Below are 14,884 nucleotides of genomic sequence, written 5' to 3' on the forward strand. Positions count from 1 at the left end.
TGGCCGGTTTGACGAGATTATCGGCAAAGCCTTCCGCGAATAACGCTCCGGTAAGCCCCTGCTGCTAGCGTTTGCCTTGACAAGCAAAAGCCGGGCCAGTTTCTATGCCCGACCGAAAAGTAAGTCCGATGCGTGGACGGAGCGTTTGAGACCAACCATGGCGCTGGCGGCCAAACTGCAGCTCAGACAGTCCCAGTCGCTGGTGATGACGCCGCAACTGATGCAGTCGATCCGGCTGCTGCAGCTCACCCATGTCGAGCTCGAACGCTTCATCGACGAGGAGATCGAGCGCAATCCACTGTTGGAGCGGGCCGAGCCGCAGGATGAGATGGGAGGGGACCAGCCGCAAAAGGGGGAGACGGTCTCGGGACCCGCTGCCGGAGAAGATTGGTTCGAAGGCGAGACCGAATGGAGCGCCGAGGCGATCTCGCAAAAGCTCGACTCTTCGCTGGAGAACCTGTTTCCCGACGATCCCGGGACGAGCGAAAGGCTGGGGCCGGACCTCACGGCACAATGGAAGTCGGCTTCCGGGGGCAGCGGAGGCGGCGCTTCATCGGAAGGCTTCGATGTCGGGGAGATGGCCGCGAGCACGGTGACGCTGCGCGAGCATGTCGGCGAGCAGATCGCGCTTGCCTTCTTCGACCCGGCCGAACGGCTGATTGCCGGCGAGCTTGCAGACAGCCTCGACGAGGCCGGCTACCTGCGCGCCGAGCTGGGTGAGGTCGCCGCGCGGCTCGGYACGGACGAGGCGGCGGTGGCGCGCGCGCTGGCGGTTTGCCAGAGCTTCGAGCCGGCCGGCCTGTTTGCCCGCGACCTCGCGGAATGCCTGTCGCTGCAGCTTGCGGTGCGCGACCGGCTCGACCCGGCAATGAAGGCGCTGGTGGCCAATCTCGAACTTCTGGCGCGCCGCGACTTCCAGACGCTGAAGCGCATCTGCGGCGTCGACGAGGAGGACCTTCTCGACATGCTGGCCGAGATCCGGGCGCTCGATCCGCGGCCCGGCACGGCGTTTTCCGGCGGGGCGAGCGACGCGATCGTTGCCGATGTCGAGGTGCGGCCTGCCGCCGACGGYAGCTGGGCGGTGGAGCTCAATCCCGACACGCTGCCGCGCGTTCTGGTCGACAATGTCTATTTTGCCCGGGTTTCCGGCCATGCCAAGGACCAGGCGGAGAAGGATTTTTTGGCCGAATGCCTGCAAAACGCCAATTGGCTGACCCGCAGCCTCGACCAGAGGGCCAAGACCATCCTCAAGGTGGCGTCGGAGATCGTGCGCCAGCAGGACGCTTTCCTCGTCCATGGCGTGCGCCATCTGAAGCCGCTCAACCTGCGCACGGTGGCCGACGCGATCGRCATGCATGAATCGACGGTGAGCCGCGTCACCGCCAACAAATACATGCTGACRCCGCGCGGCGTGTTCGAACTGCGCTATTTCTTCAGCGCCTCGATCGCATCCGCCGAGGGCGGCGAAGCCCATTCCTCGGAAGCTGTGCGCGACCGCATCAAGCAGCTGATCGACGAGGAAAAGCCTGCCGACGTGCTTTCCGACGATGCCATCGTCGACATGCTGAGGGAAAGCGGCGTCGATATCGCCCGCCGCACCGTCGCCAAGTATCGCGAAGGGATGAACATACCGTCATCGGTGCAGCGGCGGCGCGAGAAGCGGGCGCTGGCCAATGCCGGGCGGTAAGCCTGCGACAATCAGGTGCCGGCCTGTGAATGGGCTTTCTGCGTTTCCGATACTTGCGTACCTTAACGCAGGCTCCATCGGYGTTCTCGAATGCTCGGCCTGACCTCTATCTCAACAGACCGTGCCGCTTTGGGGAACGGGCGTATTTCCGCAGTTTTCGAGCTTCATTGACAAGCTGCAATGAAGTGTCTAGAAGCCCGCCCGCATGAGCCGGGCCGTGATGCCCGCTCGCGAATGGGTTCGTCGATGCGAAGGCCTCGGACGGCCAAGAAGGCGACTTGTGATCAACCGCAAAGTTCGGGTCTAAAATCTGCGCGCGTGCCGCTGCAAAGCTTGTGCGCGCGCACCACGGGTATAAACTCGGCACAGTTTGAAGCCTGAGCAAGGAAGGTCAGTTTTCAGATGAATCTGCGCATTTCGGGAAAACACATGGACATCGGCGATGCGTTCCGTGCGCGCATCAACGATCGTGTCAACGAAGCGATCGAAAAGTATTTCGATCGAGGTTTTTCAGGACATGTCACGGTCATCAAAGCGGGGTCGCGCTTCTCGGCCGATTGCATGATCCGGCTCGATTCCGGCGCCTCGCTGCAGGCGACCGGTGACGCCCAGGATCCCACGCTTGCTTTCGACGCAGCCGCTGATCGCCTCGAAACGAGGCTGCGGCGCTACAAACGCCGGCTCAAGTCGCACAATTCCGGCAATGGCAATGGCGAGCCCACCGACATCGCCTATACGGTGATGGCGCCGCTCGCCGACGACGAAGAAGACATTCCTGAGGACTTCGCCCCGGTCGTCGTCGCCGAATCGACCATGACGCTTCGCACCATGTCGGTGGCCTCGGCCGTCATCGAACTCGATACCAAGGACAGCCCCGTCTTCGTCTTCCGCAACGCCGGAAACGACCAACTCAACATCGTCYACCGCCGGCCGGATGGAAACATCGGTTGGATCGATCCGTCGACGACCAAAGTCGCACAGGGATAAGAAAGCCAGCCGCGCGAGGGGGACAAGGACTGGCGCGGCAGGCGAGCAAGGGATTTTTCAGGCATGGATCTTAGCGATCTCATCAGCGTCTCGGCTATCATGCCGGCGTTGAAGGCGAATTCCAAAAAACAGCTTCTGCAGTTGCTGTCGGAGAGGGCGGCGGCGATTTCAGGAATTCCGGAGCGGGAGGTGTTCGACACTATCCTGCAGCGCGAGCGGCTGGGCTCCACCGGTGTCGGCAACGGCATCGCCATTCCGCACGGCAAGCTCGCGGGCGTCAAGCGGATCGCCGGCGTGTTCGCCCGGCTGGAAATGCCGGTGGATTTCGAGGCGCTCGACGACCAGCCGGTCGATCTGGTGTTTCTGCTGCTTGCGCCGGAAGGCGCCGGCGCCGACCATCTCAAGGCGCTGTCGCGCATCGCGCGGGTGCTGCGCGATGCCGACACCGTGGCCAAGATCAGAGGCACGCGCGATGCCGTGGCAATCCACGCTCTGCTGTCGGATACGCAGGCCTCGCACGCGGCCTGAACCTGCATCGAAGCCTAACGCGCGTCGCCGAACGGATTCAGGCGACGCGCTTTAGGTCTTTGTCGTTTCTCAAAGCCGCTGCGACCCCTCTATCTCTTTGTTCTAGCCGCATTTCTGCGATGCCAAGCGGTTCCGCTCGGCGGYAAATGCTCTGGCTTTTTGGGGTAAAACCTTTAGGGGCCGCCGGGAGCGGCCCTTTCCAATTCAGGCAGCGACCAGGGTCAGTGAATGGCGACCGTGGTCAGATCGTTCTCCAACGCGCCCGCCAGCGCCCGGTCACGGGCATCGGAAAGCAGGATCGGCTGGCCGTTGGCGGCAAACAGCGCCCACAGTTCCAGGCCGGGCGCGATCTCGGCGAGGCCGGGGAAGCGGCCGCGCAGGTCGTCRCTCGATACTTTCCTCAGGTAAGCGACCGAACCTTCGCCGAGATGGGCGAATTCRCCGCTGGTCATGGTCAGAGTTTCGTCAGTTCTGGTCATTTCAAGCCTCCTTGCCGCGAGAACGCCATGTCAGRCCGTCCCCGCATAGAGCCATCGGCGAAGATCAGTCTTTCACCGATATGTTTATTTTCCGTACCAGCCGCTCGGCCTCGGGCCGGTCGAGATCGATCGACAAAAGGCCGTTCTTCAGCTCCGCGCCGATCACCCGCATGCCGTCGRCCAGCACGAAGCAGCRCTGGAACTGGYGCGCGGCGATGCCGCGGTGGAGGTATTCGCGCTCGGTGTCGTCGGTCTGACGGCCRCGCACGATCAGTTGGTTTTCCTCCGTGGTCACATCGAGGTCGCTCTCTGCGAAGCCTGCAACGGCAAGCGTGATACGCAGCCTTTCGGCCTTGCCATCGGCAGCGCTCAGGCGTTCGATGTTGTAGGGAGGATAGCTGTCACCCGACTTCGCCAGACRCTCAAGGGTCTTCTCCATCGCGTCGAAGCCCAGCAGCAGCGGGCTGGAGAAGGGGGTCATTCGGCTCATGTTACACTGTCCTCTCAAGAGCGACATAAACTGGAAAAACCCGGATGGCATTTTTCCCGATGGTCTTGATATGGTCCGCGGTGCGGACAAGTTCAAGYCATCAAAATCCCGCCCAAAAAGACTCCCCAAAGGAATTGAAATGCCCCAATCACGAAAGATCATCATCGACACAGACCCCGGTCAGGATGATGCCGTCGCCATATTGCTGGCGCTCGGCAGCTCCGAACTGGAGGTCGTCGGCATCACCGCCGTTGCCGGCAACGTGCCGCTGAAGCTTACCGAGAAAAATGCCCGCAAGATCTGCGAACTGGCCGGCCGGCCCGACATCAAGGTCTATGCCGGCGCCATCCGGCCGCTGGCGCGTGAACTCGTCACCGCCGAGGAGGTGCATGGCAAGACAGGCCTCAACGGGCCGCAGCTGCCGGAACCCACGATGCCGCTGCAGGAAAAGCATGCGGTCGATTTCATCGTCGAGACGCTGATGTGCGAGGAAAGCGGCACGATCACGCTCTGCCCGCTCGGGCCGCTCACCAACATTGCGCTGGCGCTGATCCGCGAGCCGCGGATCGCGCCGCGCATCAGGGAAATCGTGCTGATGGGCGGCGGCTTCTTCGAAGGCGGCAACGTCACGCCGGCCGCCGAATTCAACATCTATGTCGACCCGCAGGCGGCCGACGTGGTGTTCAAGTCGGGCATTCCGATCGTGATGATGCCGCTCGACGTCACGCACAAGGCGCTGACCAGCGCCAAGCGCACCAAGGCTTTTCGCGCTTTGGGCACAAGGGTCGGCACGGCCACGGCCGAGATGCTGGAGTTCTTCGAGCGCTTCGACGAGGAGAAATACGGCACCGACGGCGGGCCGCTGCACGATCCGTGTGTGATCGCCTATCTTCTCAAGCCCGAGCTGTTCAAGGGCCGCCACTGCAACGTCAGCATCGAGACCTCCTCCGAGCTCACCATGGGCATGACGGTGATCGACTGGTGGGGCGTCACCAAGCGGGAAAAGAACGCCATGGTGATGCGCGACATCGACCATGACGCCTTCTTCGCGCTGCTGGTGGAAAGGTTGGGGCGGCTGTAGGGCCCCTTCCTTCCCCCTGGTGGGGGAACGTGAATCGGCGCGAAGCCGCCGAGACGGATGGGGGGTGTTCCAGGAAACACCCCTCATCCGTCGCCTTCGGCGACACCTTCTCCCGCAAGGGGAGAACAGGAGGCGCTCACTTCGCTTTCGAAAACGCCAGCCACAACCCGCCGCCGACCAGTAAGCTGCCGCTTACTCGGGAGAGAAGCTTGACGCGGCTGGCCGAGAGCATGCGCCCGGCCCGGCCGGCGGCGATCGCGTAGGTCGAATCCGATATGGCGGCAAAGACCATGGCGGTCAGGCCCATGACCACGATCTGCAGCGTGTAGTTGCCCTGTGGCGCGATGAATTGCGGGAAGAAGGCGCCGAAGAAGACAAGCGTCTTGGGGTTGGAGATGGCCACCAGGAATCCCTGCAGGAAGAAGCCGCCACGCGGCTTTTTGGCTGATCCGTCGGGATTCAAGGCTCCCTTGGCGCGGAGCATCTGCACGCCCATCCAGATGAGGTAAGCGGCGCCGATCAGCCGCACCCACTCGAACCAATGGCCCATGCCGGCGATCAGCGTGTTGAGGCCGATGCCGACGATGGCGATCATGATGGCAAGCCCAGCCTGGGTGCCGGCGACATTGGCAAGCCCGGCGCGCGAACCATGGCGCATGCTGTTGGCGATGATCAGTGTAACCGTAGGCCCAGGCACCAGGACGATGACGATGCAGGCGACAACATAGGTGGCGTAGAGTTCCAGCGACATGGTCTTCCCTCGACAGGATGCGCCGACGCGACGGAGCGCGATCAATGCACGGAGCCGGCGCCGGCGCAAGCGCCGGCCGGCGACCTCAGTCCGCGCCCGCGCCCGCCTGCCAGGGCAGCGTTGCCTCGTAGGCGGCGCCGGCCTTGAGCACGGCGAGGTCGTCGCGCGGACGGCCGAGCAACTGCATGCCCATCGGCCGGCCCCTTTCGTCAAAGCCGACCGGGACGTTGAGCGCCGGGCAGCCGCCCAACGTGGCAAAGGCCGAAACCTGCATCCAGCGATGATAGCTGTCCATCTCGCGCCCGGCGACCTCGCGCGGCCAATGGATGGTGACGTCGAAGGGGAAGACCTGCGCGGTTGGCAAGGCGACGAGGTCGAAGCGCTCGAACAGCGACAGCAGCGTCCGGTGCCATGAGGAACGCTGGACAGTAGCGGCATGGACCTGCGGCGCGGTGAGGCGCATCGCCTGCTCGATTTCCCAGACCGCTTCCGGCTTGAGCAGATTGCGTTTTGCCGGATCGTCGTAGTGCGCCTTCAGGGCGCAGCCGCTGCTCGCCTGGCGCAGTGTCACGAAGGCCTGCCAGAGTGCCTCGAAGTCGACGGCCGGTACCAGCGTTTCGCTCACGAAGGATRCATCGGCGAAGCGGGCGAGGGCGTCCTGGCAAAGCTCGAGGATTCCAGCTTMCATCGGGAGGTGGCCGTCGAGGTCGCCGAGCCAGGCGATGCGGCCGCCAGCCGCCTTCATGCGCAGGCCCTCAAGGAACGAGCCCTGCTTGTCATGCGACAGTGGCGCCCGCGGATGATAGCCGGCCTGCTCGTCGAGCAGCAGCRCGATGTCGCGCACGTTCCGGCCCATCGGTCCTTCGACTCCCATCTGGGCATGGAAGACATCGTAGGCCGGGCCGGCCGGCACAAGCCCCTGCGACGGGCGGAAGCCATAGACATTGTTGTAGGCGGCCGGGTTGCGCAGCGAGCCGCCGAAGTCGCTGCCGTCGGCCACGGGCACCATGTCGAGCGCCAGCGCCACCGCCGCGCCGCCGCTCGACCCGCCGGCGGCAAGCGCCGGATCGAAGGCGTTGAGCGTCGGGCCGAAGACCGGATTGTAGGTGTTGGAGCCCAGCCCGAACTCCGAAACGTTGGTCTTGCCAATGATGATGGCGCCGGCCTTGCGGATGCGCTCGACGAAGAATTCGTCCTCGTCGGGAACGAAATCCGCGAAGATCGGCGAGCCGGAGGTCGTTCTCAGCCCCTTGGTCAGAGCCAGGTCCTTGATCGCGATCGGCAGGCCGAACAGCGATCCGGCCTCGTCGCCCCGCGCCAGACGGGCATCGGCCATGTCGGCCTCGGCCAGAATGTCGGCCGCGTCGCGCAGCGAAACGATGGCGTTGACCAGCGGGTTCACCGTCTCGATGCGGTCGAGAAAGGCGCTGACGACTTCGCGCGCCGACAAGTGTCGCTGCCTGATCTTGCCGGCGAGATCCACGGCGGACAGGCGGCAGATGTCGCTGGCCGGCGGCACAGCATGTTTCGTTACGGGGCGCATCGCTGTCACCGCGCAGCCAAGGCCGTGTCGACGTCCTTCGCCAGCGGGATCGCCGGCTGGGCGCCCGGCTTCAGGCAGGCAAGCGAGCCAGCCGCCGCGGCGCGGACAAGCGCCTGCTCGAGCGACAGGCCGGACGACAGGCCGGCGCCGAAATAGCCGCAAAAAGTGTCGCCGGCGCCGACCGTGTCGACCGGGATGATCTTCAGCGCCGGAACCGTGAGGAAATGGTCAGGAGCGGCGGCCAGCACGCCGTCGCCGCCGAGCGTGACGACGATAGTCCTGCCGGTCTTTTGCGCATAGTCGCGCATCCGCGCCTGCCGGTCTGGCCCGGAGAGCGAAAGCGCGGCGGCATAGAGGTCGAACTCTGTCTCGTTGGCGACGGCAAAGTCGGACTTGGCGAAAAAGCCGGCGGCCTCGGCGCGGAAGGGCGCGGTGTTGAGCACGCTGACGGCGCCCGCCGCGCGCGCGGCGTCGAGCGCGGCCTCGACCGTCTGCAGCGGGATCTCGTGCTGCAAAAGCACCACGTCGCCTTTCTTCAGGAACGCCTTGGCGATATCACCGGGCAGCACCGAGTCGTTGGCGCCCGGAACGACGGCAATCACGTTCTCGCCGTCGGCGCCGACCAGGATCAGCGCGGTGCCGGTCGAGGCGGCGCTCTCGCCGACTCCGGAAAGATCGACATTGCCGGACTTGAGCAACGCCAGTGCCTCGGCGGCAAAGCTATCCTTGCCGACGGCGCCCACCATGCGCACAGGAGCGCCGGCGAGGGCCGCGGCCAGCGCCTGGTTGGCGCCTTTGCCGCCAGGGGCGGTGGCGAAGCCGGAGCCGCGCACCGTCTCGCCAGGTTCCGGCAAGCGGTCGACACTGGCGATCAGGTCAAGGTTGATCGAGCCGACAATGATGATCAAGAAGCGCCTCCTCTGATGCGCGGCAGGCTACCCCGGAAGACGCGCGGTTGCCAGTGTTCCGATGACGGACCAATTCGCCGCCTGATCTTTTAGCTTCGGCTAATATAGTCAGCGGTTACGGATAAGTAATACTCAGGTATATAGATGTTCCGGTTGGGTTCCTGGCAACAACGCGAGGCATGAATGCCGAGCTCAGAGTCTCCGGTCGACCAGCTCGCAAAGTCATTTTCCACTGACGACGCCGACGCCGTCCGGCTGGTGCTCGATGCGGTCCCGCATCCCATATTCGTGAAGGACAGCCAATCTCGCTTCCTCGTGGCGAACCGAAGCATGTGCGACTTCATGGGCCGATCCTTCGAGGAGCTGGCCGGYCGCACCGACTACGATTTCGTCCCCCGGGAACATGCGGATGTGTTCAACCGGATCGACCGGCTGGTGCTGGACACCGGCGAAGTCAACGAGAATGAGGAGATCATCCAAGGGCCCGACGGTCAGATTCGCACGTTGATAACACGCAAGGCCCGAGCACTTCTATCGAACGGCGCTCGCTTCGTGGTCGGCTGTATTTCGGACATCACCGCCCTCAAGCAGCAGGAGGCCTCGTTGCGGCTGCTGTTCGAGGAGAACCCGGTTCCGATGTGGGTGTTCGACCGCGGCAGCCTGCGCTTTCTGGCCGTGAACCATGCCGCTGTCGAGCATTATGGCTACTCGCGCGAGCAGTTCCTTTCAAARTCGATCCTCGACATCCGGCCCCGGGAAGAAGTCGCGGCGATGCGCAAGGTTGTAGAGGCCGGCCTAGGCTCAGACATAACCGGGCGCAGTTGGCRTCACATCAAGGCGGACGGCAGCCTGATTGACGTCGTCGCCTACTCCAAGGCGATCGACTACAATGGCCGCTCGRCATTCATGGTCGCCATCATAGACGTGACGGAACGGAAGCTGGCGGAAGACGGCTTGCGCCGTACGAGGGAATTCCTGGACACGGTAATCGAGAACATACCGGTCATGCTCTTCGCCAAAGAGGCCGGCCAGCACCGCTACGTTCTGATGAACCGGGCGGGCGAGGAACTGCTCGGCATCCCTCGGGAGGAACTGATCGGAAAGACCGACTCCGAGCTGTTTCCACGGGAAGAAGCCGAGTCCTTTCTGATCTGATGCGTGATCGGGAGGCCTTGCGTTCCGATACCCTGCAGATCGCGGCGGAAGAAAAGATCCCCACGCGGCACAAGGGCATACGCGATCTGGTAACGCGACGCCTGGCCGTGGAGAGCCATGACGGCAAGTCGAAATACGTGCTTGCCGTTGCCGAGGACATAACAGAGCGAAAGCGAGACGCAGCGCGCATCGCCCACATGGCCACCCATGACGGGTTGACCGATCTTCCTAACCGAACGGTGCTTGTCGAGCGCCTCGAATTCACGCTTGAGCGGGCGACCTCCGGGCGCGAGTCTTTCGCCGTCATGTGCGTCGACATCGACGGATTCAAGGAAGTCAACGACGTCTACGGGCCGGCGGTTGCGGACGCTCTGCTCGGCAGGGCGGCGAAGCGCCTTGYCGGAGCCGCGGGCAAGCACTTCCTTGCGCGGACAGGCGGCAGCGACTTCACCATAATCGTCAGCGAGGGCCCGCATCCGGCGACAGCCATCGAATTGGCTGACCGTCTGCTGGCGACGATCGCCGATGTTTTCGATGTCGAAGGCCGTGCACTGCGGGTTGGGCTCAGCATCGGCATCACCTTCTTCCCAGATGACGCGACCGACGTTGCGAGGCTTTTGAGCAATGCTCGTGCAGCGCTTGATCGCGCAAGAGCCGACGGCCGCGGCGTTTTCCGGATGTTCGAAGCCGACATGGATCGCAAGCTGCGCGAGCGCCGCGCCCTTGAGCAGGACTTGCGCTCGGCGTTGGCAAACGGCGAGCTGCTCCTGCATTACCAGCCCCAGGCGAACTTATCCGGCGAGATTGTCGGTTTCGAAGCATTGATCCGCTGGTCTCACAAGGAACGAGGAACAATTCCACCTGCCGAGTTCATTCCTGTGGCCGAAGAAAGCGGTCTGATCGTGTCCTTGGGGGAATGGGTGCTGCGGCAGGCATGCCGGGAAGCGGCTTCGTGGGCCWAGCCCGTGCAGATCGGCGTCAATCTGTCTCCCGTGCAGTTTCGCCAGGGCGATCTTCCAGGCCTGCTGCAGCAAATCCTGCTTGATTCGCGGCTCGATCCGAAACGGCTCGAGCTTGAAATAACGGAGAGCGTGCTGCTCGACGACCTTGCGCGGGCAAGTTCGATCCTTAGGCGACTAAAATCTCTCGGGGTGAAGATCGCCCTGGACGATTTCGGGACTGGCTATTCGTCGCTTTCCTATCTGCAGTCTTTCCCCTTCGACAAGATCAAGATCGACAAGTCCTTTGTCGGGATGATCCAGAAGAATTCGCAAACGGCCGCCATAATCCGCGCCATCGTCGGACTGGGCCGGGGCTTGTCGATGGATATTATCGCGGAAGGCGTCGAGACGCTTGAGCAACTGAGCTTTCTTAGCGAAGAGGGGTGCCATGCGCTGCAGGGATATCTGATCGGACGCCCCCACCCGATCGAGGCATATGCCGATGAGGTCGGCAGATTTGCGGCCATGGCAGGAACCGCGCGCCGCCATCGCAGGCGATAGCGGCACACGCCTTCAGGAAGCCACCTGTCCCGCTTCCCAGCCGAGGATAGCGCGCTTGCGCGTCAGGCCCCAGTGATAGCCGGTCAGCGCCCCGGACTTGCCCAGCGCAYGGTGGCAAGGAACGACGAAGGACATCGGATTGGCGCCGACCRCTGCCCCCACGGCCCGGCTTGCGCTGGGCGCGCCGATGCTCGCCGCGATCGAGGAATAGGTGCAGGCCTTGCCCATCGGGATGCGCAGCAGCGCCTCCCAGACACGCACCTGGAAATCGGTGCCGATCATGACCACGCGCAGCGGCTGGTCGGCCCGCCAGAGGGTCGGATCGAAGACCCGCGCGGCATAGGGCTGGGTGGCCGACATGTCCTCGACATAGGAAGCGTTCGGCCAGCGGCCGGACATGTCGGCAAACGCTGTCCGCTCGCCGCCCGGATCGCAGAAGGCAAGGCCGGCCAGGCCGCGGTCGGTGACCATGATCAAAGCGATGCCGAAGGGCGAGATGTGGTAGCCGTAGCGGATGGTGAGGCCGGCGCCGCGGGTCTTGTAGTCGCCGGGCGACATCGCCTCATGGGTGACGAAAAGGTCATGCAGCCGGCCAGGGCCCGACATGCCAAGCTCAAACGACGTCTCCAGCAGCGGCATGCCGGAATCGAGCAGCCTGCGCGCATGATCAAGCGTCACCGCCTGCAGGAAGGCCTTGGGCGAAAGGCCGGCCCAGCGGGTGAACAGTTTCTGCAGGCCGGTCGGGGTCTCGCCGACCGCCTCGGCCAGAACCTCCAGCGAGGGCTGGTCGCGATAGTCCAGACTGATCTTCTCGATGGCGCGGCGCACGATTTCGTAGTCGCTGCCTTCGGGAGTGATGTCGTTCTGCAGGATCGCCGACGGTTTCATCTGCGTATTCGCGGTCATCTGAGCGTTCATGGCAATATCTCCTTGACCGCGAATATCGTTCTTCCCGCGCTTTGCCACCACCCGAAACTTGCCTTGCTTTTATGGCCGTCGACATAGGATGGCTTTGGCCGGCCATAGGCAAGGGCGACCTCCTCTCCACACCCTGGCAGAGATGCGCCGTTCATCGCGCGAGAGATCGGCTGCTGCAGCCGCTATGCCGGTTGCGAGAAGGGGCTCAGCGCGCCTTGGCGGTCGCCAGCGCGCGCGAAAAGGCGGTGGCGAAGCTTTCGCGGTCGTCCGGGTTGAGGAAACTGCCGATCGAGACGCTCTCGCCCTGCGCCTCGACCGCCATGTTAGTGATGCCGATCTCGGCATGGCGAGCGATCGAGAACCGCGTCCAGAACGGGTTGAAGCGGTGGTCCTTGAAGCGGCCGGAAGGCGCCGTCTTGCGGATGTCGAGGCGCGTGCGCGAAACCGATATTTCCTCGCGGGCGCGGGCGGCGCGATAGTTGACGCGAAAGGCGATGTAGACGGCGAGCACATCCAGCCCGCAGAAGCCGAAGACAGGCCAGGCRCCGTGCGCCAGGAAGATCGCCCCGGTGACGACCCAGCCGAACAGCAGCGCGCCCATCAGGATGAAGAAGCCGGTGCGGCCGAGCGAACGATGGGGCGTCAGCAGGGCCTGGAAAAAAGGCTTGTCAGCTTCGAACGAGGCGTTTGTGTCGCTCATGGGGCCATATTATAGGGGAGGAATGGCGCCCCCCAAGTCCAAAAATTCCCCATCGGTCGAAAAGCAACCGGCATCCGCCGGCTCCGGCGCTGCGAAACCGAGGGCGCGAACGCGCAAGGGCGGACCGCGCTCGCTCTACAGTCCGGCCGAGGTGCATGAGATATTCCGGCGTTTTTCGGTCCAGCGGCCGGAGCCGAACGGCGAGCTCGAATACATCAATGCCTTCACATTGCTGATCGCGGTGGTGCTGTCGGCGCAGGCGACCGATGCCGGCGTCAACAAGGCGACCAAGGCGCTGTTCCCGGTGGCAGACACGCCGCAGAAGATGCTGGCGCTCGGCGAGGCCAAGGTCGGCGACTACATCCGCACCATCGGGCTCTGGCGAAACAAGGCCAAGAATGTCATCGCGCTCTCGAAGGCGCTTATCGACGAACATGGCGGCAAGGTGCCGGAGGATCGGGACGAACTGGTCAAGCTGCCGRGTGTCGGGCGCAAGACCGCCAATGTCGTGCTCAACGTCGCTTTCGGCCAGCACACAATGGCGGTCGACACGCATATTTTCCGCATCGGCAACCGGATCGGCCTTGCACCGGGCAAGACGCCGGAACAGGTCGAGCAGGGGCTCTTAAAGGTCATTCCGGCCGACTATATGCGGCATGCGCATCATTGGCTGATCCTGCATGGCCGCTATGTCTGCAAGGCGCGCAAGCCCGATTGTCCGGCCTGCGTGATTGCCGACATCTGCAAGTTCAAGGAAAAGACCTCCGACGTGCCGGCACCCCTGGTGCCGATCGCGCCGCTGCAGGAGACGCTCGCGGAGGTTCAGTAGCCGTAGCCGCGCGCCATCGCCGCGGCAAAGACGGGGATCAGCAGGAAAATGACGCCCTCGGCGCGGACGTAGTTCTTCACGGCGGCAAGTTCAGCCGCCGGCACCGAGAAGGAGGGATTGCCGGCCGCCTGYCTGCTCCAGGAGATGAAGCGCATGGTCGGGACGATAGACAGCAGGCCGACAATGATGAAGGCCACCATCTTGGCCCAGAACACCCAGTTGTAGACGTAGAATTCCCAGCCCTTCAGGCCGAAGAAGACCCGGCAGACGCCGACTATGACGATCAGCGCGGCGATGATGCCGTAATGGCGGTCTATGCCGGCAAGACGCTTGAGCGTCACCGCCGGCAGGTCGCCGCGCACCAGCACGAACTCGGCGCCGATGATGCCGGCCAGCGAGAACACCAGAAGATGATGGAGGATGGCCAATAAAAGATCAGTGATGTCCATGTTCTTACCTGCTTTCAATCGCTGCCGCGGCACGGCTCAATCGCGTTCGCTGGAAGAGTAGCATCGAAGATCAAAATTCCCAGACGCCGAATGGCCGCCTCATTGATGGCGTTCGTTTCTGGCTGTCCTTCTCTAACTGGCGGATGACCGCCGGAGATCCTGGCCCTTGTCCTGTCGGGTCAGCTTGCTAAGCGCGGGTTTCTGAACAGAGGGGAATGCCATGAGCATTGAAAGGCAAACCGGCGTGCCGATCCTGGAGACGGMGCGGACCATCCTGCGATCGCATCGGCTCGACGATTTCGAGACCTATGTCGCCATGTGGGCCGATCCCGGGGTCACCCGCTTCATCGGCGGCAAGCCGCGCACCCGCGAGGAAAGCTGGTTGCGCTTCCTGCGTCACGCCGGGCTCTGGTCGCTGCTTGGCTACGGCTTCTGGGCGATCGAGGACAAGGCGACAGGCCGCTTCATCGGAGAGGCCGKATTCCATGATCTGAAGCGCGYCATCGAGCCGTCGATCGAGGGCGTGCCGGAAGCAGGCTGGGCGCTGGCGCCGGTCGCGCATGGGCAGGGGCTTGCCAGCGAAGTCGTCGGGCGGATCGTCGCCTGGGGCGACGCGGTATTCGGGCGGAGCAGGACCRTCTGCATCATCGATCCCGAAAACGGCGCTTCACTGAAAGTCGCCGAAAGGAACGGCTATCGCGAAATCCTGCGGACCACCTATCACGACAAGCCGACGATCCTGTTGGAGCGACCTGCCGGAGGGGCGATAGCCTAAGGCGTGCCGATATTCACCGCTTGGCGCCCGACTTCGACTCCGGCTTGGCCTGCCCTGAATCTCAACGCGCCTTGGAGCGCGGTTCAGACGCGGCGTCGCGGG

General features: G+C 63.7%; 16 protein-coding genes. 8 read left to right on the forward strand and 8 right to left on the reverse strand.

Going from position 1 to position 14,884, the window contains the following annotated elements; all coding sequences use genetic code 11:
* Window positions 1-157: 157 nt before the first annotated feature.
* From rpoN to ptsN, 3 genes are all read left to right on the forward strand, one after another.
* Window positions 158-1,687, forward strand: coding sequence for an RNA polymerase factor sigma-54 (gene rpoN, locus ORS3428_RS21720; RefSeq protein WP_071100355.1), 1,530 nt, complete (start codon window positions 158-160; stop codon window positions 1,685-1,687).
* 402 nt (window positions 1,688-2,089) lie between these two features.
* Window positions 2,090-2,674, forward strand: a complete 585-nt coding sequence (hpf, locus tag ORS3428_RS21725) for a ribosome hibernation-promoting factor, HPF/YfiA family (protein ID WP_071100356.1) — start codon at window positions 2,090-2,092, stop codon at window positions 2,672-2,674.
* A gap of 63 nt (window positions 2,675-2,737) precedes the next feature.
* Window positions 2,738-3,202 carry a PTS IIA-like nitrogen regulatory protein PtsN gene (gene ptsN / locus ORS3428_RS21730; protein WP_071100357.1) on the forward strand — a complete coding sequence of 155 codons (465 nt, stop codon included), beginning with the start codon at window positions 2,738-2,740 and terminating at the stop codon, window positions 3,200-3,202.
* Window positions 3,203-3,423: 221 nt separating this feature from the next.
* On the opposite strand, the gene ORS3428_RS21735 is transcribed toward ptsN, so the two are convergent.
* Window positions 3,424-3,681 carry a DUF1150 family protein gene (locus tag ORS3428_RS21735; protein WP_040973937.1) on the reverse strand — a complete coding sequence of 86 codons (258 nt, stop codon included), beginning with the start codon at window positions 3,679-3,681 and terminating at the stop codon, window positions 3,424-3,426.
* A 64-nt stretch (window positions 3,682-3,745) separates the two neighbouring features.
* Window positions 3,746-4,171, reverse strand: coding sequence for an Hsp20 family protein (locus ORS3428_RS21740; protein ID WP_071100358.1), 426 nt, complete (start codon window positions 4,169-4,171; stop codon window positions 3,746-3,748).
* A 139-nt stretch (window positions 4,172-4,310) separates the two neighbouring features.
* Between ORS3428_RS21740 and ORS3428_RS21745 the strand changes: the two genes are divergently transcribed.
* Window positions 4,311-5,252, forward strand: a complete 942-nt coding sequence (locus tag ORS3428_RS21745; protein WP_071100359.1) for a nucleoside hydrolase — start codon at window positions 4,311-4,313, stop codon at window positions 5,250-5,252.
* Between the two features lie 136 nt (window positions 5,253-5,388).
* Here the strand turns inward: ORS3428_RS21745 and ORS3428_RS21750 are convergent, their stop codons facing one another.
* The 3 genes from ORS3428_RS21750 to ORS3428_RS21760 form a co-directional block, all read right to left on the reverse strand.
* Window positions 5,389-6,003, reverse strand: coding sequence for a LysE family translocator (locus ORS3428_RS21750; RefSeq protein WP_071100360.1), 615 nt, complete (start codon window positions 6,001-6,003; stop codon window positions 5,389-5,391).
* An 85-nt stretch (window positions 6,004-6,088) separates the two neighbouring features.
* Complete coding sequence (locus ORS3428_RS21755; RefSeq protein ID WP_071100361.1) at window positions 6,089-7,546, reverse strand: amidase; 1,458 nt, start codon at window positions 7,544-7,546, stop codon at window positions 6,089-6,091.
* 5 nt (window positions 7,547-7,551) lie between these two features.
* Window positions 7,552-8,454, reverse strand: a complete 903-nt coding sequence (locus ORS3428_RS21760) for a ribokinase (RefSeq protein WP_071100362.1) — start codon at window positions 8,452-8,454, stop codon at window positions 7,552-7,554.
* A gap of 258 nt (window positions 8,455-8,712) precedes the next feature.
* Between ORS3428_RS21760 and ORS3428_RS34085 the strand changes: the two genes are divergently transcribed.
* The gene (locus ORS3428_RS34085) at window positions 8,713-9,609 is read left to right on the forward strand and encodes a PAS domain-containing protein (protein ID WP_244508056.1); all 897 of its coding nucleotides are present in this window, start codon (window positions 8,713-8,715) and stop codon (window positions 9,607-9,609) included.
* Window positions 9,610-9,806: 197 nt separating this feature from the next.
* Window positions 9,807-11,111, forward strand: a complete 1,305-nt coding sequence (locus ORS3428_RS34090; RefSeq protein ID WP_244508057.1) for a putative bifunctional diguanylate cyclase/phosphodiesterase — start codon at window positions 9,807-9,809, stop codon at window positions 11,109-11,111.
* A gap of 12 nt (window positions 11,112-11,123) precedes the next feature.
* On the opposite strand, the gene ORS3428_RS21770 is transcribed toward ORS3428_RS34090, so the two are convergent.
* Window positions 11,124-12,029, reverse strand: coding sequence for a methylated-DNA--[protein]-cysteine S-methyltransferase (locus ORS3428_RS21770; RefSeq protein WP_071100363.1), 906 nt, complete (start codon window positions 12,027-12,029; stop codon window positions 11,124-11,126).
* 205 nt (window positions 12,030-12,234) lie between these two features.
* Window positions 12,235-12,729 (reverse strand): DUF2244 domain-containing protein, encoded by a 495-nt coding sequence (locus ORS3428_RS21775; protein WP_071100364.1) that lies wholly within the window; start codon window positions 12,727-12,729, stop codon window positions 12,235-12,237.
* Window positions 12,730-12,751: 22 nt separating this feature from the next.
* Between ORS3428_RS21775 and nth the strand changes: the two genes are divergently transcribed.
* The gene (gene nth / locus ORS3428_RS21780) at window positions 12,752-13,558 is read left to right on the forward strand and encodes an endonuclease III (protein WP_071100365.1); all 807 of its coding nucleotides are present in this window, start codon (window positions 12,752-12,754) and stop codon (window positions 13,556-13,558) included.
* On the opposite strand, the gene ORS3428_RS21785 is transcribed toward nth, so the two are convergent.
* Window positions 13,552-14,007: a DUF2214 family protein gene (locus ORS3428_RS21785; RefSeq protein ID WP_071100366.1), complete on the reverse strand. Its 456-nt coding sequence runs from the start codon at window positions 14,005-14,007 to the stop codon at window positions 13,552-13,554. The genes nth and ORS3428_RS21785 overlap by 7 nt on opposite strands.
* 220 nt (window positions 14,008-14,227) lie before the next feature.
* Here ORS3428_RS21785 and ORS3428_RS21790 point away from each other — a divergent pair, with 220 nt between their 5' ends.
* Window positions 14,228-14,782, forward strand: coding sequence for a GNAT family N-acetyltransferase (locus ORS3428_RS21790; RefSeq protein ID WP_071100367.1), 555 nt, complete (start codon window positions 14,228-14,230; stop codon window positions 14,780-14,782).
* The last annotated feature ends 102 nt before the right edge of the window (window positions 14,783-14,884 follow it).

This window comes from Mesorhizobium sp. ORS 3428 (assembly GCF_001854785.1).
GTDB lineage: Bacteria > Pseudomonadota > Alphaproteobacteria > Rhizobiales > Rhizobiaceae > Mesorhizobium.